21 protein-coding genes and 1 pseudogene are annotated in these 24,398 nt (G+C 64.1%); 7 read left to right on the forward strand and 15 right to left on the reverse strand.

Features of this window, described 5'->3' with window-relative positions; genetic code table 11:
* Window positions 1–407: 407 nt before the first annotated feature.
* On the reverse strand, window positions 408–2,210 hold the full coding sequence (locus tag ACFFII_RS07160) for a hypothetical protein (protein ID WP_377698204.1): 1,803 nt from the start codon (window positions 2,208–2,210) through the stop codon (window positions 408–410).
* Between the two features lie 125 nt (window positions 2,211–2,335).
* Complete coding sequence (locus ACFFII_RS07165; RefSeq protein WP_377698205.1) at window positions 2,336–2,635, reverse strand: hypothetical protein; 300 nt, start codon at window positions 2,633–2,635, stop codon at window positions 2,336–2,338.
* Window positions 2,636–2,955: 320 nt separating this feature from the next.
* On the opposite strand from ACFFII_RS07165, the gene ACFFII_RS07170 reads away from it, so the two are divergent.
* From ACFFII_RS07170 to ACFFII_RS07175, 3 genes and pseudogenes are all read left to right on the forward strand, one after another.
* Window positions 2,956–3,564 (forward strand): hypothetical protein, encoded by a 609-nt coding sequence (locus ACFFII_RS07170; protein WP_377698206.1) that lies wholly within the window; start codon window positions 2,956–2,958, stop codon window positions 3,562–3,564.
* 290 nt (window positions 3,565–3,854) lie between these two features.
* Window positions 3,855–4,100 (forward strand): annotated as a pseudogene (locus ACFFII_RS17790) (transposase-like zinc-binding domain-containing protein); the annotation flags it as partial.
* 277 nt (window positions 4,101–4,377) lie between these two features.
* A complete protein-coding gene (locus ACFFII_RS07175; RefSeq protein ID WP_377698207.1) occupies window positions 4,378–4,848 on the forward strand; it encodes a transposase in 471 nt (156 codons plus the stop codon).
* Between the two features lie 52 nt (window positions 4,849–4,900).
* On the opposite strand, the gene ACFFII_RS07180 is transcribed toward ACFFII_RS07175, so the two are convergent.
* The 4 genes from ACFFII_RS07180 to ACFFII_RS07195 are packed head-to-tail and all read right to left on the reverse strand — an operon-like array spanning window position 4,901 to window position 8,781.
* On the reverse strand, window positions 4,901–5,506 hold the full coding sequence (locus ACFFII_RS07180) for a Pycsar system effector family protein (protein WP_377698208.1): 606 nt from the start codon (window positions 5,504–5,506) through the stop codon (window positions 4,901–4,903).
* Between the two features lie 31 nt (window positions 5,507–5,537).
* Window positions 5,538–6,452 (reverse strand): TIR domain-containing protein, encoded by a 915-nt coding sequence (locus ACFFII_RS07185; protein WP_377698209.1) that lies wholly within the window; start codon window positions 6,450–6,452, stop codon window positions 5,538–5,540.
* Entirely contained in the window at window positions 6,449–7,249 is an 801-nt protein-coding gene (locus tag ACFFII_RS07190) for an E2 domain-containing protein (RefSeq protein WP_377698210.1), read from the reverse strand. The genes ACFFII_RS07185 and ACFFII_RS07190 overlap by 4 nt, the downstream gene beginning before the upstream one ends.
* Window positions 7,246–8,781 carry an adenylate/guanylate cyclase domain-containing protein gene (locus ACFFII_RS07195; protein WP_377698211.1) on the reverse strand — a complete coding sequence of 512 codons (1,536 nt, stop codon included), beginning with the start codon at window positions 8,779–8,781 and terminating at the stop codon, window positions 7,246–7,248. Before ACFFII_RS07195 ends, ACFFII_RS07190 begins: the two co-directional genes overlap by 4 nt.
* Window positions 8,782–8,912: 131 nt before the next feature.
* On the opposite strand from ACFFII_RS07195, the gene ACFFII_RS07200 reads away from it, so the two are divergent.
* The 3 genes from ACFFII_RS07200 to tpiA all read left to right on the forward strand — a co-directional run bounded on the left by ACFFII_RS07200 (window position 8,913) and on the right by tpiA (window position 11,755).
* Window positions 8,913–9,833 (forward strand): helix-turn-helix transcriptional regulator, encoded by a 921-nt coding sequence (locus ACFFII_RS07200; RefSeq protein WP_377698212.1) that lies wholly within the window; start codon window positions 8,913–8,915, stop codon window positions 9,831–9,833.
* Window positions 9,834–10,421: 588 nt separating this feature from the next.
* Window positions 10,422–10,799, forward strand: coding sequence for a HesB/IscA family protein (locus ACFFII_RS07205; protein WP_377698213.1), 378 nt, complete (start codon window positions 10,422–10,424; stop codon window positions 10,797–10,799).
* Window positions 10,800–11,008: 209 nt separating this feature from the next.
* A complete protein-coding gene (gene tpiA / locus ACFFII_RS07210) occupies window positions 11,009–11,755 on the forward strand; it encodes a triose-phosphate isomerase (RefSeq protein WP_377698214.1) in 747 nt (248 codons plus the stop codon).
* 37 nt (window positions 11,756–11,792) lie between these two features.
* On the opposite strand, the gene ACFFII_RS07215 is transcribed toward tpiA, so the two are convergent.
* From ACFFII_RS07215 to ACFFII_RS07225, 3 genes are all read right to left on the reverse strand, one after another.
* The gene (locus tag ACFFII_RS07215; RefSeq protein ID WP_377698347.1) at window positions 11,793–12,890 is read right to left on the reverse strand and encodes an ABC transporter ATP-binding protein; all 1,098 of its coding nucleotides are present in this window, start codon (window positions 12,888–12,890) and stop codon (window positions 11,793–11,795) included.
* An 89-nt stretch (window positions 12,891–12,979) separates the two neighbouring features.
* The gene (locus ACFFII_RS07220; RefSeq protein WP_377698215.1) at window positions 12,980–13,786 is read right to left on the reverse strand and encodes an ABC transporter permease; all 807 of its coding nucleotides are present in this window, start codon (window positions 13,784–13,786) and stop codon (window positions 12,980–12,982) included.
* Entirely contained in the window at window positions 13,783–14,652 is an 870-nt protein-coding gene (locus ACFFII_RS07225; RefSeq protein WP_377698216.1) for an ABC transporter permease, read from the reverse strand. The genes ACFFII_RS07220 and ACFFII_RS07225 overlap by 4 nt, the downstream gene beginning before the upstream one ends.
* A 237-nt stretch (window positions 14,653–14,889) precedes the next feature.
* Between ACFFII_RS07225 and ACFFII_RS07230 the strand changes: the two genes are divergently transcribed.
* On the forward strand, window positions 14,890–16,014 hold the full coding sequence (locus tag ACFFII_RS07230) for a TRAP transporter substrate-binding protein (protein WP_377698217.1): 1,125 nt from the start codon (window positions 14,890–14,892) through the stop codon (window positions 16,012–16,014).
* A gap of 107 nt (window positions 16,015–16,121) precedes the next feature.
* On the opposite strand, the gene ACFFII_RS07235 is transcribed toward ACFFII_RS07230, so the two are convergent.
* The 6 genes from ACFFII_RS07235 to ACFFII_RS07260 form a co-directional block, all read right to left on the reverse strand.
* Window positions 16,122–18,185 (reverse strand): TRAP transporter large permease, encoded by a 2,064-nt coding sequence (locus ACFFII_RS07235; RefSeq protein WP_377698218.1) that lies wholly within the window; start codon window positions 18,183–18,185, stop codon window positions 16,122–16,124.
* Entirely contained in the window at window positions 18,182–18,850 is a 669-nt protein-coding gene (locus ACFFII_RS07240; RefSeq protein ID WP_377698219.1) for a TRAP transporter small permease subunit, read from the reverse strand. Before ACFFII_RS07240 ends, ACFFII_RS07235 begins: the two co-directional genes overlap by 4 nt.
* Before the next feature lie 307 nt (window positions 18,851–19,157).
* On the reverse strand, window positions 19,158–21,131 hold the full coding sequence (locus ACFFII_RS07245) for a TonB-dependent receptor domain-containing protein (protein WP_377698220.1): 1,974 nt from the start codon (window positions 21,129–21,131) through the stop codon (window positions 19,158–19,160).
* A gap of 252 nt (window positions 21,132–21,383) precedes the next feature.
* A complete protein-coding gene (locus tag ACFFII_RS07250) occupies window positions 21,384–22,877 on the reverse strand; it encodes a tripartite tricarboxylate transporter permease (protein WP_377698221.1) in 1,494 nt (497 codons plus the stop codon).
* A complete protein-coding gene (locus ACFFII_RS07255; protein WP_377698222.1) occupies window positions 22,874–23,314 on the reverse strand; it encodes a tripartite tricarboxylate transporter TctB family protein in 441 nt (146 codons plus the stop codon). The genes ACFFII_RS07250 and ACFFII_RS07255 overlap by 4 nt, the downstream gene beginning before the upstream one ends.
* Window positions 23,315–23,317: 3 nt before the next feature.
* Window positions 23,318–24,304 (reverse strand): Bug family tripartite tricarboxylate transporter substrate binding protein, encoded by a 987-nt coding sequence (locus ACFFII_RS07260; RefSeq protein ID WP_377698223.1) that lies wholly within the window; start codon window positions 24,302–24,304, stop codon window positions 23,318–23,320.
* Between the last annotated feature and the right edge of the window lie 94 nt (window positions 24,305–24,398).

A 24,398-nucleotide genomic window follows, 5' to 3' on the forward strand; every position in this document is an offset into this window, starting at 1 on the left:
CCGTAGCGCCAAAACCCGTCATGCACTAAGATTGCAAACGGACCACCTCATTGGGGCAGGCCACCTTGGCCTTCAAGGGAGGTGTTTCCTTTGCTCTCGGAGTAGTGGAGTCGAACCTCCACCGTGACGCTTCCCGTTACATACCCATAGAGCTCATAGCTCTCGTAGTAAGCCGTTGCTGGGTTTGTCAGCCCAAAAAGGGGCAGAATGAGCAACGCTGCCCTTGATGGGGCGCCACTGAGAGCGAAATCCTTCATTGTCGCGCTCGGGTAAGATTGCGAAACGAGAAGATGTCTGTGTTGTTTTAGGATACCACACTTCCTTGCGCCTGTTAAGGCGAATCCTGGTCATTCAGTGGAGCGCGTGATTAAAGACTTGGCACGAACTCCTGACTTCGGAAGAGCAGATCAGGCTTTGATCGGCGCCTCGTGCCAGATCTTGATCCGCCTGCATCCCGGCAGGTCGTTGCTGATGAAGTCCAGCCGGCGCTCCTCTGCCTCGAGGGCGCTGATCAGCTCATCCTCTCCGGGCAGGTCCACCCAATCGTCATCATCCCTGGGCTCGTCGCCCGGCAGCCATCGCGAGAGATTGGTCCTGAAGCTTGCGGTCAGCATCCCGGCCTCATGAACATCGCGATCGAACTCGATCTCGACTTCGCGTTCGATCGGGAGATGGCAACTGTATCTGCCCTTCCTGCGTCTTGCGTTCTTGAGTACGGCTTCCGGGATCTGCACCTTCGGCAGTCCGCGGCGCAGGATGCCCGAGACGCGGGACAGGTCCGGGAGAGCGGGCCAGTGGTTGCGGCGCAGACCATCCAGATCGAAGTCGAGCTGGGAGCTCACCCGGCCGGTAAGTCTCGTCTCATCGAGCATGCGCCCGAGGGCCACGCATATCGCGTGGTGGGCCGCGACCATGCGTGGGGTAATCTCGCCCTTGGTGCCATGCTGCTTCAGATACTCCCCTCCTGGGATCGTTTCACTTGGCACCAGGTATGCTTCTACGCGATCGGCCACTCTCTTGACCACGAGGCCCGCGAAAGTCGCGATGCGCGTCTTGTCGTAGGTGCGCAGCATGTAGCGGCGCGGTGCCTTAGCAATGGGGAAATCATGCCCGGCGGCCCAGTCGAGCGCACGGACAAAGAGCTCGAGCCCCGTGAGGCTCCTGTCCTTCCAGTCCGGGAAGAGATGCGCGGCGCCGGCGAAGCGCAGGTCTGCCCTCTCCATCTTCCGCGTGTCCAGAACTGAGCGCCCTTGCCCCTGGAATTCACCCATCCAGGCTCGGGCTTCCTGGAAGCTCAGCTTCTCGCAGCAAAGATGAAGATCCTGTCCTGGCAGCCCCTCATCAGGGTCGAGCAGTCCCAAGGGAGGGATGATCGTCACATCGGGAACAGGCGCATCCTCTTCATGTGCCGAACGATCGGGGCTTGGTGTCGTCCGGGGGATGATCTCACCGGTCAGGCTCGCTTCCGAGCGCGTCTCCCAGTCATAATCGAGGACGACCCTGTAGGCGCAGCCCAGCTCCTGTGTGACGTCTTCGGAGAGGGAAAGGCCCTTAAGTCCCTGCCTGATCTCCTTCTTCGCCTGCCGCTCGTCCCATCTCCTCTCCGGCTGGTGCCGCAGGATGGGATTGCTGTGCCATGAGTCTGGAACCTTGGCCGAGAGGAGTTGCTGAACCCTGGCGCACTCCTCTTCAGGCAGTGGCCTGCGGCAGAGGGTAATCTCGATATCGACATCGCCGAAGCTCGAGGCTGCCTCATCCAGGAGGCTGCCATAGAGGCGCGCGTCCCGGACATAGACGAGCCGGTCGGGCGCGGCGTTGATCCTGCGGATGCGCTCGAGCACCTTGTCGAGAATGGCGGTTGCCTGGGCCCGGTTCATCCGCTCCTGCATAGGGTCGGCGATCAGCCGACTACCATGCGCCGTGAGGCTCCATTCCTCATTTGTGTCATGGGGCGCCATCCACTCGATATACCCAGCGGCCGCGACCTTCCTGAGCAATGCGTCTGCCTCGGGGGCATTGAGATCGAGTGCGTCCATGAAGACAGGAAGAAGCCAGCGGAGCCGGTTCTTCTCCCTGTAGGCAAGGAGACGCCGAAGGGTGGCCAGATCTATGCCCGGGACGGCTCTGTGCTTGGCGGGTATGGGCATGGCCTGGTTCATGTGTCTGTCTTTCTTTCTGGCGATCGGCAGCTTCATGTTGCGCGATGCCATGCGGATTTGACCTTCATGCAGGTGTCGCAGGTCATATTGGCCATTCATTCCGGCAACGAAATGCCGGCGTCAATCGCGTCATCCAGGTCGGGGGAGCGCCAGGATCTGCGCTTCCCCGGAGACGATCAGAACCGGATCCTCCGGCCATCGAGGGCCGTCATGACAAGATCCAAGGTGTTCTCGACCGTAACGGAGTCGCACGCCGCGCGTGCCTCCGGTTCCTTTGCCAGTTCCGGAACCAGGCGGAACGCTGTCCCGATTTCCTCATCAGACACGCCGAACTCCTTCACAAGCATCCCGAGGTTATCCCGCAGGTGCTTTATCCGCTCGGAGTATGACCAAGTCTCCCATCCCGAGAATACCGCGCCGACGCTGAAAGGCCAGGTGCAGCACCACCCACTGGGTAGGACATCTATGCGCGCCACATTGTCCGAGACAAAGATCGCATCATCGAGAGCGATCCGCCCGAAATGACTTCCCTCACCTCCGAAGTCGACGAAGCCCTGATCGTCCAGGTCATCCTGTGGGTGCCGGAATCATGATCAGGGAGTGAACCGGATCGATGGGTATCCCTCCCGTCAGTGAGAGGCAGTCATAGGCTGAACCAGCGCCATCTGTGCCGGTTTCGGCCCGGTGGCTCACCACATGGTCGATATTCTGCTGCCTCACCACGGAGAATGTAGCATGATGCCGCTGTAGGCTGACTTCCCATGATTTCGGTGCGGGCATGTTGAGGAGACGCCAGATGAAACCCGAAACAAAGGGTGCGATTATTGGCGCGATTGTTGGTGCAGTCGGTACTGTTCTTGCGTCAGTAATCGGGCTGATTCCTTGGATGTTTGGCCATGGAGAAACGACACGCGTCGTCCTTGCAACCCAAGATGGTTCTGAAGCATTACCCTTGAACCTTGCATCGCTTCCAAGACCATCAAATAGGGTTGCCAAGGTACTCGCCCTGCTAAACGAGCAGGATACACGACGAATTGTCGACATCGCGCTAATCGGACGCGACAACAGCGGCCTCTCAGGTCTTTGCCTTCATACCCCAGAAGACGAAGCCGAACTGGCCGCGTTCCGCAGGTTGGAAGAAATCGGCCTTGGAGCAGTTCATGTCGAGGAGGTGCCGGAGAGGCTTGGATCACATACGGTGCAAGCGGACTTTCCGGATGTTGATGGAACCTGGTATGCGCGGATAGATCCGGAAATGCTTGATGAGATGTGCAGGGGCGTACGTGTGTGCCCACGCTCCTTTTCGTTTACCCCGACGGATCTTGGTATCGAGACCAGGACCTTCCTGCGAGATCTGCTCGTCACCCAGATCAAGGATCCAGCGGCTGATGATGGATCCACGTGACCCTCATCCACCTCTTTCCATAGCCCTACGATCCGTTTGCATCCTGCCGGATGCATGAAAAGTGATGCTGCGCGTGGCGGATCGGCAATCAAGGGCCGGAGGACAAGAACGCCGGAATTCGTTTGCCTGGCTCTGCCGAGTCCATGTGCAGGAACGCGGAATGACGCCGAACTATTCATACGTGGATGTCATCAAGGCGATGGGCATGTCAGCAAAGTCTGTGGGTGACGCTTCGCGGTTGGCGTGATCCGCCAATATCTGCTCGTCCCTGTCATCAGAGGAGCGCAGCCATGCCAAAGCATCACACCCCTGCGGGCACCCTGGACCGCCTGCTGAGCCTTATCAAGCGACTCCCGTCCCACCAGATCGCGGAGGCCGAACGAGCGCTGACGGAGAGCCGGCGGCGTGCTGAGGCCGGCCTCGAGATCGACGGGGCGGCAGCCGAGCGCTCTTGTCCTAACTGCGGCGGCGACGAGCGGCGCAAGTGGGGTCGCACCGAGCGAGGCGAGCGGCGCTGGCAATGCAAGGCCTGCAAACGGACCTGGAGCGGCCTCACGGGAACCGCTGCGGCGGGGGTGCATCGTCCGGATCTGCTCTTGGAAGCGATCAAGGACATGTTCGGCGACGCTCCGCTCTCCTGTCGCAAGCCGGCCAGCAAGCTCGGGGTCTCACGCGACACGCTCTGGCGCTGGCGCATGCGCGTGCTGTCGGCGCTGCCGAGCGCCCCGGCCGAAGTGTTCCAGGGGATCGTGGAAGCGGATGAGACCTTCCAGCGCGAGAGCCGCAAGGGCAGCCGGGAATGGGTGCGGCATCGTGCGGAGCCCCACCTTCATCCGCGGCCGCCGCCACCGCTGGCGCGACTACGGCCGCCAGGGTCCGCCGCAGGCGATTGTCCGGCGCTTCCTCAAGCCATTGCTCGGGGTCGCGGATCGCACCGGGCGCACGAACCTCACCTACATCCCCGACCGGCGGCAGCCGACGATCGCCGCTGCGCTGCTGCCCCAGGTTGCGCCGGATGCTCTGCTGCTGTCGGACGGCGCTCCGCAATACGAGGCGATCGCCAAAGCCGCGGGAATGGGCTACTGGATGCTCGTCGGCGGACGCCGGAGCCGCCTGACGCCCACGACCTACCACCTGAACACGATTAACTCTCTACATGCGAGCTGGAAGGCCTTCCTGAAACCCTTCCGCGGTCCGGCGACCAAGAACCTCGATGGTTACGCCCGATGGCTCATCGCCCGGCGCGATGGATATCTCCCGGTATTCAGAAGGATTCTCGCGTGATCAAGAAGAGCACCAACAGACTTTGCTGACATACCCTTCCACTTCATATCTATCATACGCCGCCGCTGCCTGTGGGGCCGGAAGAAAGGTTAGACAAATAGGCCAAAACAGGCAAACCGACACTCGTCGAAATAAGATAGACAGCGGGTGCAGAGAGGATAGCGAAGGCCACAAAGATCAGTCTCGCACCGGCATTAAACAACTTGAATTTCCGGAGCGCAATTTGGCTATTGATGTTGGTCTGAGTAGAGAGATCGTCCAAGTAGTTGCGTGTTGTCGTTTCACCTTCAGGCGGATAATACCGATCGCGAATCCGATCACGGAAAGATTCCAGGGAAAAGGCAGCCGCGTCGCCAAAGAACAGCATGACCCTCTCGCGGTCAGGATTCTTGTGAAATCCTAATATGTTGGTCTTCGGCAAAAAGGAACAGAGCGCCGCAGAGGCGAAGAACGGGAGCGCAGCCATGAAGGCCACCCTCCATTCTCGCGCAAGCGGGTTGCTACCGTTAAGCAGGGTGACTGAGGCAATGACCCAGGCAGATGCGAAGGTGAGTAGCGCCGCATTCTTGGCCTCCGCAAATTTCGTAAAATCGATTGCTCTGGCCAAGCACAATGTCAGTAGCCTTTCATAAGCTTCCTGTTGATCGTCTTTTGCCATGCCATCCCCTCAACGTAGCCACATCAGGCAACTACCCATTATTGGCGCCGAGACGGAGCATATGCTCTCGCAGCTTGTTGCAGGCGGGCGACATAAGTCGGTGATTTTCTCCGCCCTTAGCAAAGCGGTACGGGATCGTAGTGACGCCCGCCAGATCGCTCGGCAGTTTCACGTCCACCCCACGGGGCTCCATGAGGATCGCACGGGATCGGCCCAGACGACCCATGAAGAGACCCAGTTCGAAGATTACGTTGTCGCGCGGAGCCGGCCACTTCTCTTCTCGACTCTCCGTGACATCATCGGCATGGGCGATGGCGACTGCGAAATCTGAGTTGTCGACGGCAGCTTCGAGATCCTGGAGAGTGTAGTTCGCCACCTTGAAGCAGCCGTGAGTCCAGAGCTGAACCGCGAAAGGGTCGTGCTCGAATGCGTCCTCGATGATCCGTGCAATGGGAAGAGCTTCTACCGAACTGATGATGAACACCCGGATCTGCTCGCGATAGGCGCCGATGGCCTTGTTGCGTTGAAGCAGACGTCTCGAGAGTTCCTGGGCAATGGCTCGATAGATCGACGAGTGGCGGTTTGCTATGTCCGAGAAAACCTCCTCAGATAGCCGCAGAACCACAACTTTTTCTGCGGCCTGAACGGTCGCAGATCGGGGCTGGATCGGCTGCACGGCGGCCATCTCGCCAACGTGGTCCCCCGGGCCGCGCTTCGCAATCAGCCTACCGTTGACAATCACATCGCAAGTCCCGGAGATGATGAGAAACACATCGTTCGTATCGGCTCCCTGCTCGATGAGTACATCGTTCAGTTGTAATTCCCGCAACTCGCCTCGTTCGGCCGTCTCCTCCGCGAGTCCGGCCGACCCTTGCAGCATCTTTTGGGTGGCGAGCGCCTCTACGAGAAGGCGCCGCCCTTTTTCCCCTTGAAACCTTTCGATCATTCCGCTCCCCTACTCAAGCCAAGCGACAGCGGACAGCAGTCCATCGTTCCACAGCAGGATGTACCCTCAAGCCCTGCCCAGAATGCCGCCTCAGCGGTGGCGCGGTCCTGAAGCGCGAAAGCAAGCTCAACAACGGCATCCGCATGGTCTCCGCAGCTCCGAAGAACTGCTGGAGGGCTGGCCCTCCCCATGATGCAAATGCAGCGCTGCCGAAGGTTCACAGCGCGTCGGGTGTCCTCCCAAACCGAGTAGAGCCTCCGACCGTCACGCAGCATCTGAAGTCCGGCCCCTCCGCTCCCATGTCCCTTGCGCGCGACCCCAAGCCGGCCCTGCGCTAAGTCCTCAACGAAGGGAGAGCCCAGCCGATGCGCAGCCCACTCCGCGCGAAATTGATGGCCTGCGGCATCCCCGTGAGGCCACGTCCGCCGATCCGGCCAGCGCCGGAGTCTTGTGGCACGCTCTTGAAGGGTGAGGAACTTGAAGAGGCGCGCCCACCAGGCTCGCGCGGTCTCCTCGTCACGAACCTCCAGATCGTCGGCCCTGCCCCATCCGAGACAGAAGGTGCCATCGCGGTTGATGTGGCGCTCAGGACAGAAGGCGGGCAGACGGGTCGGCGTGGCCTCACGCGCGGCGACCTCGTCTTCTCGTACTTCCGCCACGATGGCGTAGGTCGGGGCGGTGCCATCTGGTCGAAAAACGGGGAAGGTGAACTCCAGGTAGGTCGCCTGCACGGCCGTCACAGTTGCCCCGAACTCGGCGGCCCAACGGGTCAGGAGGTCGATCGGAGGCTGAGTCACGACCGGCGCGCATAGGGTCTAAGGGGCACGCTGGACGCGCTCTTGATCTCGGGGGCCGCTATGGCGAAGGCGGCATCCTGCGCGGCCTTGGCCGTGCTGTCCCCCTTGTCCGCGAGCGCGTCGACAGCCTCGTCATAGTCAACGTTGGCGGCCTTGCGATCCTGGCCGAACAGGCTCTTCACGCCTTGGCTCCCGGCCTTGTACGCCGCTTCGCCAATTGCCGTCTCGGTGCCGGCGCAGCCCCGCTGCTTATCCTCCGAGGCGAGAACGCCGCGGCTCACCGAGCAACGGACCCGGCGATCGCCCTTCAGGCCCAGCCGCGTGATCGTCATCGGCCCAAGCTCGAACCCAATCGCGAGGCCGAGATCATCCACGTCCACGTCCGCTTCCTCCAGCTTTTCGAGCGAGAGTTCGAAGCTGGACCGGAGCGCCCCGGCGCAGAGCGTGGCAGTGCTCACCGTTTCCTCCTCGTCGGTGGTCTGCGCGGTTCCCTCGCAGACCAGACCGTGCAGGCAGTCCCCGATGAAGCGGATTCGGCGGCCCGCGAAGTCGCTGGACAGGACCCGCTCCATTTCCGAGCGCAGCACATGAAGCGCCCTGACAACGTCCTCCGGGCTGTCCTCAATATGCCGGCCGACGTAGGCGGTAAAGTTGTCGATGTCCGCGTAAATAGAGATCGCCTCCTGCCGCTTCGAATTTCTGGGCGTCAGGGCCGTGATGTCCAAGTCGCGTAAGGGTGGCGTCTGACGGCTGAACTCGATGCTGCCGATCGGGTTCTTCTCGAGATCGTCGCGCCACTCCTTCACGATCTCATCGACTGTGACCCCGAGGTCCGCCGCCTCCTGACAGGCCGCGATCTCGCTCGTAGAGAGGCGCACGTTCTCAGGCTTATCGACCTTCTCGAGGCCGATCGCCTCCCGGGCCTTGTTTGTGAGAAAGATACCCTCAACACGGTCGGCGCCCGAAAGCTTCGCCGCATGGTTGGCGGGCTCTCCCAGAAAGAGCGGCTCGCGGTTGCCGCGGCGGCCGTTGTTCACAGCCAATGCCTGACCTGTGTCGATGCCGACCCGCATCTGAGCGTTCGGGATCTTGTCGTCATCGTCGCCCGTCTCTCGCAGGACGTCGATGATCAGTTTCGCAATGGCGATTGCCCGCTCGACCCGAAGACGCTCCGCCCCTGCCTCCGAGTTGTAGGGCTTGTGGACCACCCCGTGGAGGCGCTGGTTGTGGAAGTCCACCCGGCGGGCGTCCACACGGGAAAGGATGCGGTCCACCGCTCGGTAGTGGAGATTGAGGAAACGGAGGGTCCGGCGATGGCAGGTCACGCCCTCGTCGCCCGTCACGCCCAGCATCTCATCGAGATTGAGGATGTCGGCGTAGAGGTGGACAGCATCCATCCTGTAGGCCTTATTCACCCGGATGCTCTCGAGCGACATGTCGCGCGCGAAGTCGACGACCGTAACAGTCTCGACCTCCTTGAGCCGCTTTCCGATCTGCTCCTCCGCGCGCGTGCGCTTCCAGGTCTTCGCCACCGTCCTGCACTCCTCTACGTCTGCGTGGTCCATTGCTTCGGCCAACGCTTGCCCAAGTCGCGCCAGCAACCCGTCTGGAAAGTAGATGGATATAGCGTTAATATCCGTCAAGAGGTGCATAGGGGGACGTCATGGAAGAGCAGGACCGACGCCGCTGGAGCCAGAGACAACGCTTCGAATTCATCGAATGGAAGCTCATTTGGGAGGGGCTGCTCAACCGCAGCGACCTTGAGGAGACCTTTGGCATCTCGACGCCCCAAGCATCTCTTGACCTGCGTATGTATCGGGAGGTAGCGGGCGAGAACATCGTCTATGATTCGTCCGAGAAAGCCTACGTTCCGAGTCCGAAGGTTGCGCCAAAGTTCCTTCGGGTCTCGGCGGACCGCCTCCTCCTCCAACTGAGGGCTTGGCTTACGGAAGCTCTCCAACGCGAGGACCTCTGGTTCAAGACCATACCGCCCGTCGACATGGCGCCGGACATCACGCGCAACGTGAACCCCAACTGCCTACGAGAACTCCTCGGGGCCATACGCGCCCGTAAGGGGCTGCAGATCCACTACCAGTCGCTAACCAATACGCGTTGGCGGACCATCGCCCCTCATGCCTTGGCCTTTGATGGGTCCCGGTGGCATGTCCGTGCTTGGGCCTGCGACCGCGAGGAATTTCGCGATTTCGTCATCAGCCGGATCGACGAGATAGGAGAAACTTGCGAGGTCGGTTACGATCCGCAGGATGATGTCGAGTGGAGCACCAGGGCAACCCTGAAACTCCGCTCTCACCCGCGCCTCGGCGAGGCCCAGAAGCGGGCGATCGACCGGGATTACGCCATGACCAGCGGATATCGCGAAATCGAGGTTCGACTATCGATGGTCTACTACTTCATTCGTCGAATGAACCTCGACTTGGTAGACCTACCGCCCGAACGGGTCCAGTTGTGGGTCGAGAACCTCTCTGAGATTGAAGAGGCAGTCCAAGCAGCGAAGGACGAAAGCAAGGCACGGGTTGCAGAGCGTCGGCACCGATCGGTGTTGACCCAGTCCCGCAGTAAGTGAACTGCCATTTGTCAGCTCACGGAGCGTACTCAGTCTATTCCGTCGAACGAGACACTTTGGAGCCCTTGGGCAGTACTAACCAGAAGAGCTTGTTGAATGCCCCTCACGTTAAACATGGCGTTTTACCTCAGAAAAGAGCTTGCTGCGCACCAATGCAGGCCCGGAGGTGCATCAAAATGAACTCACCTTGACTGACTATCATGAATTCCTGCCACGAACTCCTGCCGATACGTACGTCACATCGCTTGCTCGCCTATCTGACAAACGCACCATGAACGCCACCTCCCCTACATCAGCTTTGACACAGCCAGGTGAAGGTGTGCTACACATGTGCTATCTGGATAGACCCGCCCTTCAACTCCATGAAAATGTTTAATGAATTCCCTGTCGCGCAAATCCATCATGGGGGCGACGGACAGGCGGGCGGCGCTGCGGACGGGGATCTCGGCGGTCATCGGGGTCTTGCGGCTTTCCTCGGGATCGCGCCTTCTAGCAGCCGGAGCCCGCGACGGCAAACCCTGCGGCAGCACGGCTTGAGCGATCCGGCTGGGCTGCCTATCTTGAGGGCCAGCGCGAAAGGCCTCTCCCATGTTCTCGATCCCCGGAAAACCGCCCGTCACCATCACCCCTGCCGCCGAGGCGAGGATCGCCCGGCTGATGGCCGAAAGGGGCGCCTCGGGTCTGCGCATCGGCCTGAAGAAGGGCGGCTGCGCGGGGATGGAATACACGATGGAACTGGCAGACATGCCCTCGCCCAACGACGAGGTCGTGGAACAGGGCGCTGCCCGCGTGCTGATCGCACCCACCGCACAGATGTTCCTGTTCGGGACCGAGATCGACTATCACACGGGCCTGCTGGACAGCGGCTTTCGCTTCGTGAACCCGAACGTCACCGACACCTGCGGATGCGGCGAATCGATCCGCTTCGAGCCGTTGGAGGGCTCGGCCGCGCGCCGTGACAGCTGAGGCGATCCATCGTCAGCGCCGGAGCCTCCGGCGGGGATATTTCCGGACAGAAGACGACCCGCGCCTTTTCTGACCGCAAGGCAGTTCTTCTTCGTTCAAATATCCCGGGGTCCGGGGCAGCGCCCCGGTCCGAGGGTGACGCCGGTACCCGCCCTTGATCCCCTGCACCCGGCCGCGCTAGGCCGTGGCCGACCCAACAGGAGGATCCCATGCCGCCCCGCAAGCTTGCCGCCGGAAACTGGAAGATGAACGGAACCCTCGCCTCACTGGCCGAGGTCGAGACACTGATGCACGACTGCGCCGGCGCCGGGGTCGATATCCTCATCTGCCCGCCAGCCACGCTGCTGCGCCTGATGGCCGAGCGCGTGAGCGCAGGCGCCGTCGCCGTGGGCGGCCAGGACTGTCATGCCAAGGAGTCAGGCGCCCATACCGGCGATATCTCGGCCGAGCAGCTGAGGGACGCGGGCGCAAGCTACGTGATCGTCGGCCATTCCGAGCGCCGCGCCGACCATGGCGAGACGGATGCCGCGGTTGCCGCCAAGGCCGTGGCTGCCCACCGCGCCGGCATCTCCAGCGTCATCTGCGTCGGCGAAACCGAGGCGCAGCGCGATGCAAACGAGACGCTGGACGTGATCGCGCGGCAGCTTGCGGGCTCGGTTCCTGATTGCGCCACCGCTGCGAACACCGTCATCGCCTATGAACCCGTCTGGGCCATCGGCACCGGCCGCACGCCGACCAACGACCAGATCGCCGAGGTTCATGCCGCCATGCGCGAGGCGCTGGTGGCGCGCTTTGCCGACGGGGCCAAGTTCCGCCTGCTTTACGGCGGCAGCGTTAAGCCCGCCAATGCCGCCGAGATCTTTGCCATTGCCCATGTCGATGGCGCGCTGGTGGGCGGGGCGAGCCTGAAGGCCGCCGACTTCACGCCCATCGTCAGGGCGCTGGACGCCGCCTGAGCCCCTGGCGCGGCCCGTCAGTCCGGGCCGCCCTTCTTCAGCGAAACAGGATCAGCGAACCCGGTGACCAGCTGACTCGGGTGCGGGTTCCCAGGTCCGGCAGGTCGCGGCCGAAGACGTTGCGCATCGAGACGCGGATCTGGTGTCCCTTCCCGTCGAAGCGCGCCGAGCCGTCCAGCCGCACGTCGTAATAGGTCATGTCGCCGTAATAGACGATTTCCTCGATCGCGCCGGCCGTCTCGAGGTTCGGTGCGGGCGCGTCGCGGGTCAGCAGCGTCACGGCCTCGGGGCGGAAGCCGACCGAGGGGCCGCTGTCGCCCGCATCCGCGCGGCTGACATTGGCGGCGGGAACCTCGAACTCGCCGAAGCCGGGAACGTCCACGCGGACGCCCGTCTTGGTGTCGCCCAGGATGCGGGCGGGCAGGAAGTTCATCACGCCGATGAAATCCGCGACGCGACGGCTGGCCGGGCGGGTGTAAAGCTCTTCGGCGAAGGAGAGCTGCGCGATCTCGCCCTCGAACATGACGGCGATGCGGTCGGACATGACCAGCGCCTCTTCCTGGTCGTGCGTGACCAGCACGAAGGTAATGCCGACCTGCCGCTGCAGCTTGATCAGTTCCACCTGCATCTGCTCGCGCATCTTGCGGTCGAGCGCCGACAGAGGCTCGTCGAGCAGCAGCACCTTTGGCTTGAGGATCAGGGCGCGCGCCAGCGCCACCCGCTGCCGCTGGCCACCCGAGAGGGCGTGCGCCGCGCGGGCGCCGTAGCCGCGCAAGCCGACCATCGCCAGAGCCTCCTCGACCGCCGCCGATTTTTCCGCCTTGGAGCGGGGATCGCGACGCAACCCGAAGGCCACGTTCTCGGCGACCGTCAGGTGGGGGAAGATGGCGTAGGACTGGAACACCATGTTCGTCGGCCGGACGTTGGCGGGGACATTCGCCATGTCCTTGCCATCGATCAGCACCACGCCCGAGCCGATGTCCTCGAAGCCGGCGATGGTCCGCAGCAGCGTGGTCTTGCCGCAGCCGGAGGGGCCGAGAAGCGAGAAGAACTCGGCTTCGCGGATCGTCAGGTCGATGCCGCGGAGGGCGTGATAGTCGCCGTAGTATTTATGGACGTCCCGGCACTCGATCATCGCGCGGCGCGTCTCGATGGGCGTGGGGCGGCCGTGTTCGTCGCGGGCGGGGCCGCCTTCGCGCATCACGGGCATGGGGTTTCGGGCGTTCACAGCAAGCCTCCGCTGCTCGACTGGCCGGTGCGGGCGGCGCCGCGCCGGCGGAAATATTCGGCGACTGCCAGAAGCAGGATCGACATCATCACCAGCACCGTCCCAAGTGCCATGATCATCGGGATCGACTTGGGGAAGCGCAGCTGGCTGAAGATGTAGGTGGGCAGGGTCGGTTCGTTCCCGGCTAGGAAGAAGGCGATGATGAACTCGTCCAGGCTGATGGTGAAGCTCATCAGCATGGCCGAGATGATGCCGGGCATGACCAGCGGCAGGATCACAAGGCGGAAGGCGCTCCACTTCGTCTCGCCGAGGTCATAGGCCGCCTCTTCCAGCGACTTGTCCAGCGATGAAAAGGCGGTGGTCATGATCGCCACGGCATAGGGCATGCAGATCAGCGTGTGGCCGATGATGACGGTCAGGATCGACAGCTGCACGCCCGCGGCCAGCAGCACCACCAGCAGCGAGATGCCGACGATGATCTCCGGCAGAATGAGCGGCAGCATGATCAGCCCCAGCGCCCCGCCCTTTCCCGGAAAGCGGTAGCGGGTCGAGGCGCGGGCCGCGAAGATCGCGAGGCAGGTCGCCAGCACGGCCGAGCTGAGCGCGATGGTGAGCGAGTTCCCCAGCGCGCGGCGCAGCGTGGCATTGCCCCACATCTGCTCGAACCACTGGGTCGTGAGGCCCTGCAGCGGAAAGGCGATGATGGTGCCCGAGTTGAAGGCGAAGATCGGCAGCAGCAGGATCGGCGCGTAAAGGAACAGCAGATACAGCAGCGCATAGGCGCGCAGGCCGCCCCCCCTCATTGCCGGACCTTCAGGAAGCGGCGGTTGAGGAACAGGAATATCACCGACAGCACCCCGACGATGCCCATGGCCGTCAGGGCGATGGCGGACCCCAGCGGCTTGTTGTCGATGTCCAGCATCTGCGCCTGGATCAGGTTCGCGACCATGGGGATCTTGCCGCCTCCGATCAGGGTGGGGGTGACGTAGTCGCCGATCGTCGGAATGAAGACGATCAGCACGGCGGCCAGCACGCCCGGCATGGCCAGCGGCAGGGTGACGCGCCAGAAGGTCATCAGCCGGCTTTCGCCGAGGTCGCGGCCCGCTTCAAGCAGCGAGCGGTCGATCTTTTCCAGCGCGACATAGATCGGCAGGATGGCGAAGGGCGCATAAGCGTGCGCCAGCGTCACGACGATGGACCCGGTGTTGTACAGAAGGAAGGACAGCGGCTGCTCGATGATCCCCAGGGATTTCAGCCCCGAGTTGATGACGCCGTTATAGCCAAGGATCACCTTCCACAGGAAGACGCGGATCAGGTAGCTGGTCCAGAAGGGGATGGTGATCAGGAAGATCCACATCGCCTTGTGCCGGGGCGCGACCACGAAGGACAGGAAATAGGCCACGGGAAAGGCCAGCACGACCGTCGCCAGCGTCACCAGCCCCGCGACCCACAGAGACCGCAGCATCAGCGTGCGGAAGATCGGGTCAGCCCAGACGGCCAGATAGTTCTCGAAGGTGAATTCGCGGATGACGGTCTGGTAGCCGTCCTTGAGGAACGAGAAGGTCAGGATCGTCAGCAGCGGGATCGCCAGCATCAGGATGGCATAAACCAGGGGCGGTGCGACCATGCGCAGCCCTTGGGCGGCCTCGCTGCCGTTTCCGGTCGCCATTTCCTGTCCCTGCCCCAGCTTGTTCCGGTCGCATCGATTCCACAGACGCGGCCAAAGGGAAAGACGCTTTCGCGCCGCGACACGGCGTCTTGCACAAAGGGCTGACCTGCTGGCGCGCTTTCCTTCGCATGACCGCAACGTCATGTGGACAGAGGCCTGCCTGCAATGCAATCTGCACCGCGCGAACGGGTGGCGGCCGGGTCAAGGCCGCACGCCCGGCACAGAGGAGGACATGACTTGACCGACAATACCAAACTCGACCGCCGCCGGTTCCTGACGACCGCCTCGCTGGGTGGCGCCGCGGCGGCGGCGGGCGCGACGCTCGCCGCTCCTGCCATCGCGCAGGAAATGCCCACGATCAACTGGCGCGTGGCCTCGTCCTTCCCGAAGTCGCTGGAAACGATCTACGGCAGCGGCGTGGACGTGTCCGAGCGCGTCAGCGCCATGACGGATGGCAAGTTCACCCTGCAGGTCTTCGCGGCGGGCGAGATCGTTCCCGGCCTGCAGGCCATCGACGCGGCGACCGACGGCACGGTCGAGGCCGCGAACTCGGTCGGCTATTACAGCTGGGGCAAGGACCCGGCCTTCGCCTGCGGCGCGGACCTGCCCTGGACCTTCAACGCGCGCGGCAAGGCGGCCTACAACTATCACGGCGGCGGGATCGACGCTTACAACCAGTTCCTGGCCACGCAGAACCTGGTCTGCTTCCCCGTCGGCAACACCGGCGCGCAGATGGGCGGCTGGTACCGCAAGCAGATCAGCAGCGTGGCTGACATGCAGGGCCTGAAGATGCGGATCTCGGGCCTCGCTGGCCGCGTGGTGGAAAAGCTGGGCGTCGTGCCGCAGCAGATCGCCGGCGGCGACATCTATCCGGCGCTGGAAAAGGGCACCATCGATGCCGCCGAGTGGGTCGGCCCCTATGATGACGAGAAGCTCGGTTTCCAGAAGGTCGCGCCTTATTACTACTATCCGGGCTTCTGGGAAGGCGGGCCGACGGTGGGGATGTTCTTCAACCTCGCCAAGTGGAACGAGCTGCCCGAGGTCTACAAGTCGATCCTCCGCACGGCCTGCCAGGCGACCGACCTGAACACGCTGTCGGAATACGACTTCAAGAACCCGCCGGCGCTGAAGCGGCTGGCCCAGTCGGGCGCACAGCCCCTGCCCTTCCCGGAAGACGTGATGATGGCCGCCTTCGATGCCTCGCGGCAGGTCTATGACGAGCTGTCGAACGAGAACGCCGAGTTCAAGCGGATGTGGGAGGCGCAGAAGCCCTTCCTGAACGACTGGTATCTTTATGGCCAGACGACGGACTACACCTTCGACACGATGATGATGATCCAGCAGCGCAACGGCAAGCTGTAAGCCGACGCCGAGGCAAAGAAGCCGCCGTCCCTTGGGGCGGCGGCTTTTCTGTTGTCCGGGCAACGCGAGAAATGAAAAGGGCGCCTCTGTGGGCGCCCTTTCTTTGTTCAGTTGGCCGCGGGGGCCGGCGGTGCGGGCGTGACCGGGACGGTCACCGTCTCGCTCGTCGCCGTTCCGCTGGCAGGGTTACCGGCCGCAGGCGCCCCGAAGTTCGGCGGAGTGCCGAGACCACTAGCAGGCGCTGGCGCAGGTGCAGGCGCCGCGGGCGCTCCGAAGTTCGGCGGAGCGCCAAGGTCGGCGCCCGGCGATGCCGGAGCCGGAGTCGGCGCCGCAGGGGCAGCAGGCGCGCCGAAGCTCCGGGGCGAGTTCAGCCCGCCCAGCCCTCCCGCGGCAGGAGCCGCGGGAGCCGCCGCATCAGGCTGCGTGGGCGCAGGCGTCGCGGGCGCTCCGAACGGATTGCCCAGGCCACCCAGGCCACCGGGTGCCGCGCCCGGTGCGGCCGGCGAACCGAAGGGGTTGCCGCCAAGTCCGCCCAGGCCGCCGCCCAGTCCTCCGCCGAGGTTGCCCGCAGGGAAGCTGACCTCGACATTCGAGGTGTCGATCGCCGGCCCCTTGTAGTGCATGACCAGTCCGGGGAAGGCCATGACGATGCCGACCATCACCAGCTGGATGCAGACATAGGGCACGGCACCCCAATAGATCTGGCCGGTCCGCACAGGCTCCATCATCAGGCCCGTGACCTTGTCCTTGTAGGGGACCTTGGGCGCGACCGACCGCAGGAAGAACAGCGAGAAGCCGAAGGGCGGGTGCATGAACGAGGTCTGCATGTTCACGCCCAGAAGGACGCCGAACCAGATGAGATCGATGCCCAGGCTTTCCGCCGCAGGGGCCAGCAGCGGGACGATGATGAAGGCCAGCTCGAAGAAGTCGAGGAAGAAGGCCAGCAGGAACACGAGGATCGAGACAACGATCAGGAAGCCGTATTCGCCCCCCGGCAGCGAGGTCAGCAGGTGCTCGACCCAGATATGCCCGTTCACCCCGTAGAAGGTCAGCGAGAAGACCCGCGCCCCGATGAGGATGAACATGACGAAGGCTGACAAGCGCGTCGTCGCCGTAAGCGCCTGCGGAATGACGCCGCCACCCAGGCGGCCCTTGGCGCCCGCCAGGATCAGCGCGCCCACGGCACCCATCGCGCCGCCCTCGGTCGGCGTGGCGATCCCGAGGAAGATCGTCCCCAGCACCAGGAAGATCAGCGCCAGCGGCGGGATCAGCACGATGATGACCTGCTGCGCCAGCCGGCTCATCACGTTGGTCTTCAGCGTCCGGTCCAGCAGCGCCAGCACGTAGATCACGAGAACGGCGGCCGAGGGCGCGAGGATGTCGGCGTTCGTGCCGTAGGTCGGGTGCATGCGGACGAAGAGCGCGTAGGCCAGCGCCCCGGTCAGCACCAGCGCCACCAGCAGCGAGGTCACGCCCGACCCCAGCGTCCGCGCCTCTTTCGGCAGCGCGGGCATCGAGTTCGGCCGGATGATCGTCATCACGAAGATATAGGCCATGTAGAACCCGGTCAGCACGAGACCCGGGATCATGGCGCCCTTGTACATGTCGCCCACCGAGCGGCCGAGCTGGTCGGCCAGCACGATCAGCACCAGCGACGGGGGGATGATCTGCGCCAGCGTCCCCGAGGCCGCGATGGTCCCCGAGGCGATCCGCCGGTCATAGCCATAGCGCAGCATGATCGGCAGCGAGATCAGGCCCATCGCGATCACCGAGGCCGCGACCACGCCGGTCGTTGCCGCCAGCAGCGCGCCCACGATGATGACCGCATAGGCCAGACCGCCGCGCACGGGACCGAACAGCTGGCCGATGGTGTCCAGCAGGTCCTCGGCCATGCCCGATTTTTCGAGCACGATCCCCATGAAGGTGAAGAAGGGGATGGCCAGCAACGTCTCGTTGGATAACAGACCCCACAACCGTTCCGGCATGGCCTGAAGCAGGTTCCAGGACAGGTTGATGTTGCCGCCCGACAGCGGCGCCAGTTCCACGCCGATGATGAAGAACAGCAGGCCGTTGGCGGCCAGCGCAAAGGCGACAGGATAGCCCAGCAGCAGGAACACCACGAGGCTTGCGAACATGATCGGCGCCATGTTCTGCGCGATCAGTTCCATCATTTGCGCGTTCCCCGGTCGGTGTAGTTGGTGCTGTGGTCGGCCGGATGGCCAAGCAGCTCGTCCGTGACCGGATGGTCAGGATCGGCAAAGCCCGCCTCGGACAGCAGCTTGTCGTCGATCTCGACCGCGCCATGGGCCGAGAACTGCGCCTGCGTGTCGGGAATGATGCCGCGCATCACCGCGATCTTCTTGATGATCTCGGAAACGCCCTGGAAGAACAGCAGGATGAATCCCGCCAGCAGCAGCGCCTTGGCCGGCCACAGGACCAAGCCGCCCGCGTTCATCGAACGCTCGCCCGAGGCGATGGACCGTTCAAGCCAGGGCACCATCAGCCAGATCATCAGGATCACGAAGGGCATCAGGAACAGCAGGTGCCCGATCAGGTCGATCCAGTGCTGGGTGCGCCGCGAGCGGCCCCCGTAGATGATGTCGATGCGGATATGTTCGTTTTCCAGCAGCGTATAGGCCGCCGCCAGCAGGAAGGCCGCGCCAAACAGATACCATTGCAGTTCAAGCCAGGCGTTCGAGGAAATCGACCACACCTTGCGGATGATCGCGTTCCCTGCGCTTACGAGCACGGCGACCAGGATCAGCCAGCTGACGCTGCGCCCGATCACCGTGTTGATGCGGTCGATGCCGCGAGACATGGCCAGCAGGCCGCTCATGTCGAGATCCCTCCCCGTCGCTGCCGCCCGCATGGCCTTGCCGGCCTGTCTCCTGCGGCCTGGTTGTCGCGCGGATATGGAGGAGCAGCCTGCCACGGGTCAAGCATTTCCGTGGGGTTAAGGAACCGGGCAGATGATGAGCGGCCAAAGCTCCACTAGGGATGCGCGCAGCCTCGCCGCCCGCCGATGCGGATCGTGCTGGTCCGGCGATTTCCTGTGATCAGAAATCGCCCGGCACGAGACCGGAGCGGCATGACGAAGGCCCGGCCGGGGATCACCGGCCGGACCTGCCATTCCGGACGTCCGATCAGAAGCGGGTCGTCAGGCCCAGCTTGAACAGGCGGCCGTCCTCGCGATAATCCACGTCCGCGTCCGGCTGGTCGTTGAACAGGTTGTCCACGCTTGCGTAGAACAGCGTGCTTTCGGTCAGGTCATAGCGCGCCGAGACGTCCACGATGTAATAGGGATCGCTGTTCTGCCCCGCCGGAACCGACGGCTGTTCGCCCGGCCCGAGATCCACATCATCCGCAACGACATATCCCGCCTGCTTGCCGACATAGGTGACCTGCCCCGACAGGTTCAGGCGGTCGTTCGTCTGCCATGCCAGGCCGGTCGTGACGTTCCATTCAGGCGTTGTCGCCATGGGGTAGGCGGTGTCGAAGTCGCCATACTTGAACTCGGACTTGGCGATCCAAGTGCCCGAGGTCGTCCAGACGAGATCGTCGTTCACCTGGCGCTCGACGCCGAACTCGATGCCCGAGGTCTTGCCGTAGTCGAAGTTGTCGCGCTGGAACAGGGGGCTGCGGTCGGGCGCAAACTCGCCGGTGCGGCGGGCGCTCAGCATGTTCTCGATGTCGTTGTAGAAGGCGGTGACTTCCCAGCTGGTATCCGCGCCCTGGTAGTTCAGGCCGATCTCGTAGTTGTCCGAGGTCTCGGGGTCGAGGTCGGGGTTGCCGATGATCGTGCAGGGGCCGACATAGGGTTTGCAGCCGTTCCCGCGCGAGCCCATCTGGTAATTCGGGTTGAGGTTGCGCAGATCGGGCGCGACGAAGGCCTGCGCATAGCCCGCCTTCAGCATCAGCCCGTTGCCCAGGTCATAGTTCGCGTAAAGCCGCGGCGTCAGGTGGTTGCCGTATTTCTCGTGATGGTCGAGCCGCAGGCCGCCGGTCAGGCTCAGGGCGTCCGTCACCTGCCACCGCCCCTCGGCATAAAGCGCGGCGGTGTCGACCGAGCCCTCGATCAACGCATCCGAGGTCGTGATCGGATCGGTCAGTTCCTCGCGCGCCACGAGCCCGCCAAGGGTATAGTCCAGCGCGCGGCCGCCCACCGTCGCCTGCGACGTGTAGCGGGATTCGAGCGTGACCGTGTCGTATTCGATCGGGTCGTTCCAGTCTGACCCGGCCGCGTCCCAGGTCTTGTTCTCGGACTGCTCATATCGAAGATAGCTGGACAGCGAACCGTTGCCGAGCTGCCATTCGTTCGTGGCCGCAAGGCTCAGCTTCGAAACCTCGTTCGAGTCGGGCTCGTCACCCGCGCCCAGGTAGTCGTCCACCGAGGCCTGCGCCTCGAAGCCCCATTCCTGCCCATCCCGCGGCGTCCAGGTCAGGCGGGCGCCGGCGGTCTGGGTGCGGGTGCCGTTGCTGGTATAGTTGGGGATCAGCTCGCCCCGGCTTTCGGTGAAGCCATAGGGCTCGTCAGGCGACTCGATCTCCGACAGCTTCAGCCAAGCCGCGAGGCTGAGGTTCTGGGCCAGCGGCCCCGAGATGTAGCCCGAGACCGAGCGGCTGTCGGCGGTCGTGCTTTCATCCGCGATGCCGAACTCGGTCGTGACCGATCCCGACCAGACCTCCTCGCCCTTCTTCGTGATGATGTTGACGACACCACCCATCGCGTCCGAGCCGTACAGCGTGGACATGGGCCCGCGCACCACCTCGATCCGCTCGATGGCATCCACCGGAACGATCTGCAGGTCGCCGCTGTAGTGCCGCGCAAAGGTGTTGCGGGTGCTGACCCGCTTGCCGTCGATCAGCGTCAGGGTGCGATTGCTGGAAAGGCCACGGAAGGACACGCCCGAGTTGCCGTCGTTGCTGCGGGTCAGGTTCAGCCCCGGAACGGTCCGCAACAGATCGCGGACATCGCGCGCGCCGCTGGTCTGGATCGTTTCCTGGTCGATCACGGTGATCGACGCCGGCGCATCCTGAACAGAGGTCGCGATCGAGGACGCGGAGGTCACCAAGATCTCGTCCAGAACGATGTTTTCGGCGGCATCCTGGGCATACACGACAGGCGCACATACAGCGGTCAGGGCCGTGACGGACAGAAGAAGGGAACGGGCACGGCGGGAGTGTGCGCGGCTGAGCGGCATGGGCGACCTTTGGCAAAGACGAAAGATGTTGCCTGGGAGCCGATCTGGATGCGAACCGACATACCTTGGTAATTCAGTCGGGTTCTACTTAGAAGGCACCCGGCTGCAACCTGAAAATGCCGCGGAAATGAAAATCCGTGCTCTTTTCGTCACATATGCCCGATGTGTTCAGCCCAAGACACGCTTGCGCTGCCACGCATTCCACAGCGAGAAAGCGATCAGGCCGATCGTGACCAGCACGAAGCCCGCTGCAATCGGCCGTTCCAGGAAGATCATCGGGTCGCCGCGAGAGATCAGCATAGCGCGACGCAGGTTCGTCTCGATCAGCGGCCCCAGCACGAAGCCCAGCAGCAGCAGCGCCGGGCTGAAGCGGGCAAGCGACAGCAGGTAGCCGCCCAGACCGATTGCCGCGACGGCAAGGATGTCGAAGCCGGACCCCCGCACGGACCAGGCGCCCATGCACATGAAGACGATGATCGCCGGGTAGAGCCAGCGGAAGGGGATGCGCAGCATCGACACCCAGATCCCGATCAAGGGCAGGTTCAGGATCAGCAGCAGCAGGTTGCCGATGCCGAAGCTGACGACAAGGCCCCAGAACATGTCGGGACGCGCTTCCAGCATCATCGGTCCCGGCTGGATGCCATGGATCACCAGAGCGCCCAGCATCAGCGCCATGATCGGGTCGCCCGGGATGCCAAGCGTCAGCGTCGGCACGAAAGCGGTGATGGCGGCGGCGTTGTTGGCGGCCTCGGGTCCGGCCACGCCCTCGATCGCGCCATTGCCGAAGCGCTCGGGCTCGCGGGCGACGCGACGTTCCATCGCATAGGACAGGAAGGACGAGATGGTCGAGCCCGTCCCCGGCAGCGCGCCGAAGAAGCTGCCCAAGGCCGTGCCGCGCAGCGTGGGCCAGGTCATGCGGCGCATGTCGTCGCGGGTCGGCATCAGCTGGCGCAGGGTGACGCGCTCGGGCGTGCCCTGCCGCTCGGCGCTGCGGATGTTGCCGATGACCTCGGCCACGCCGAAGAGGCCCATCGCCAGCGCGACAAGGTTCACGCCGTCCATCATCTCGGTCACGCCGAAGGTGAAGCGCTGCGTGCCCGAGTTCACGTCCGTGCCCACGGTGCCAAGGATCAGCCCCAGCGTGACCATGGCAAAGCCCTTGGCAGGCGCGTCCGACCCGACGGTCGAAGCCGCGACCAGCCCCAGCAGCATCATCGCCGCGTAATCCGCCGCGCCGAACTGGGTCGCGGCACGGGACAGCCAGCCCGCCAGCACCACCAGCACCACGATGGCCAGGATCGAGCCCACGAAGGACGACATCATGGACGCGAACAGCGCCACGCCCGCGCGGCCCTGCCGGGCCATGGGATAGCCGTCCAGCGTCGTCACCGCCGACTGCGGCGTTCCCGGGAGGCGCAGCAGGATCGACGCCACCGCGCCGCCGTATTGCGAGCCGTAGTAGACGCCCGCCAGCATGATCAGCGCGGATTCTGGCGTGATGTAATAGGTGATCGGCAGCAGCAGCGAGATCGCGGCCATCGCCCCAATCCCGGGCAGTACGCCGATGAAGGTCCCCAGCACGACGCCGATGACGCAATACAGCATCACCGTCGGCTGAAGGGCGACTGAAAAGCCGTGCAGCAATCCCTCCCAGGCGGTCATGCGGGCCACACCGGGATGGACAGGCGCAGGCTGACCGAGAAGACCAGCCAGGTGAGCAGGCTGACGATGGCTGCAAGGACCACACGCCACGCAATGCCGCCTTGGGGCGCGGGAACCGAGGCGACCAGCACCGCAAGCATCGTTGCGGGGACCAGCCCCAGCCGCGTCATGCCGAGGCCGAAGATCAGGATCGAGGCCAGCACGCACAGCGCCTCGCGCCATGCGACCGCCACTGCCTGCCCCGGACGCGACCACGCAGGCAGCGCGATGATCGCGCCGAAGATCGCCAGCATCACGCCCAGTCCAAGGGGAAGGAAGCCCGGCCCCATGCGGCGCAGGGTGCCCGTGTCGTAATGCGCGGCGCTATAGGCGGCGACCGCCAGCCCCAGCGCCACCATGGCGCCGCCGCCCAGCAGGTCCGTCCAGTCGCGCCGCATCGCTCAGTCCGCCGCGCCGATCCTGTCGATCACCGCGCCCCACAAGGCGGTGTCGTCCTTGATCCGGGCGCCCAGGTCCTCGGGCGTGCCGCCTTGTGCCTGCCAGCCCATGTCCAGAAGCTTCCCCTGCACCTCGGCATCGGCCAGGATCGCGTTGATCTCGGTGTTCAGGCGCTGGATCACGGCCGGGTCGGTGCCGGCGGGCGCGATGACGGCGTTCCACAGCTCGGCGTTGAAATCGGCGGGCAGCCCCGCCTGCCCCGCGATCACCGGCGCGTCCGGCACCTGCGGAAAGGGCTCGGCCGAGGTGACGCCCAGGATCTTCATCGTGCCGGCTTCGGCATGGGGCAGCGCGGCCGAGGGCGCCATGAAGCCCGCGTCGATCTCTCCGCCCAGGATCGAGGTCGTGACCTCGGCGTAGCTGGCGAAGGGGATGTGCAGCATCTCGACGCCTGCGGCATCCGCGAACAGCTCGGCCGTCAGGTGCGCGCCCGAGCCCTGCCCGACCGAGCCGTAGCTGATGGCCTCGGGCTCGGCCCTGGCCGCCTCGATGAAGCTGGCGATGTCGGTGGGTTCGGCCTCGGTCGCCATCGCCAGCACCAGTGGCGAGGTCGCCAGCAGCGCCACGGGGGCGATGTCCTTGGCCACGTCATAGCCCAAGTCGGGCGTCAGGCGGGCCGAGGTGGTCAGCGGGCCGTTGATCGTGACGCCAAAGGAATGGTTGTCGCGCTTGGCCGCCAGCATCTGCTGGACACCGATCACGCCACCCGCGCCTGCCTTGTTCTCGACCACCACCGGCTGCCCGAGGCGCTGGGCCAACGGCTCGGTGATCAGCCGTGCCAGGGTGTCGGGCGAGGACCCTGCCGGGAAGCCGACATAGACATGGACCGGCCCGGTCGGCCAGGCGGCCTCCTGCGCCCAGGCGGCAAGCGGCGACAGGCCGACCGTCAGGGCGGCGGTCAGGATCGTGCGGCGGGTGGGCAGGGTCATGGGCGCGGTCCTTCGATATGCGTGGTCGGCCCGGGTTCTGCCCATGCCCGCGCCGGCCCGTCAACCCCGCCGGGTGGAAACGTGACGGCCCTGC

The sequence above is a fragment of the Paracoccus niistensis genome, from assembly GCF_042432925.1.
In the GTDB taxonomy this organism is placed as follows: Bacteria; Pseudomonadota; Alphaproteobacteria; order Rhodobacterales; family Rhodobacteraceae; genus Paracoccus; species Paracoccus niistensis.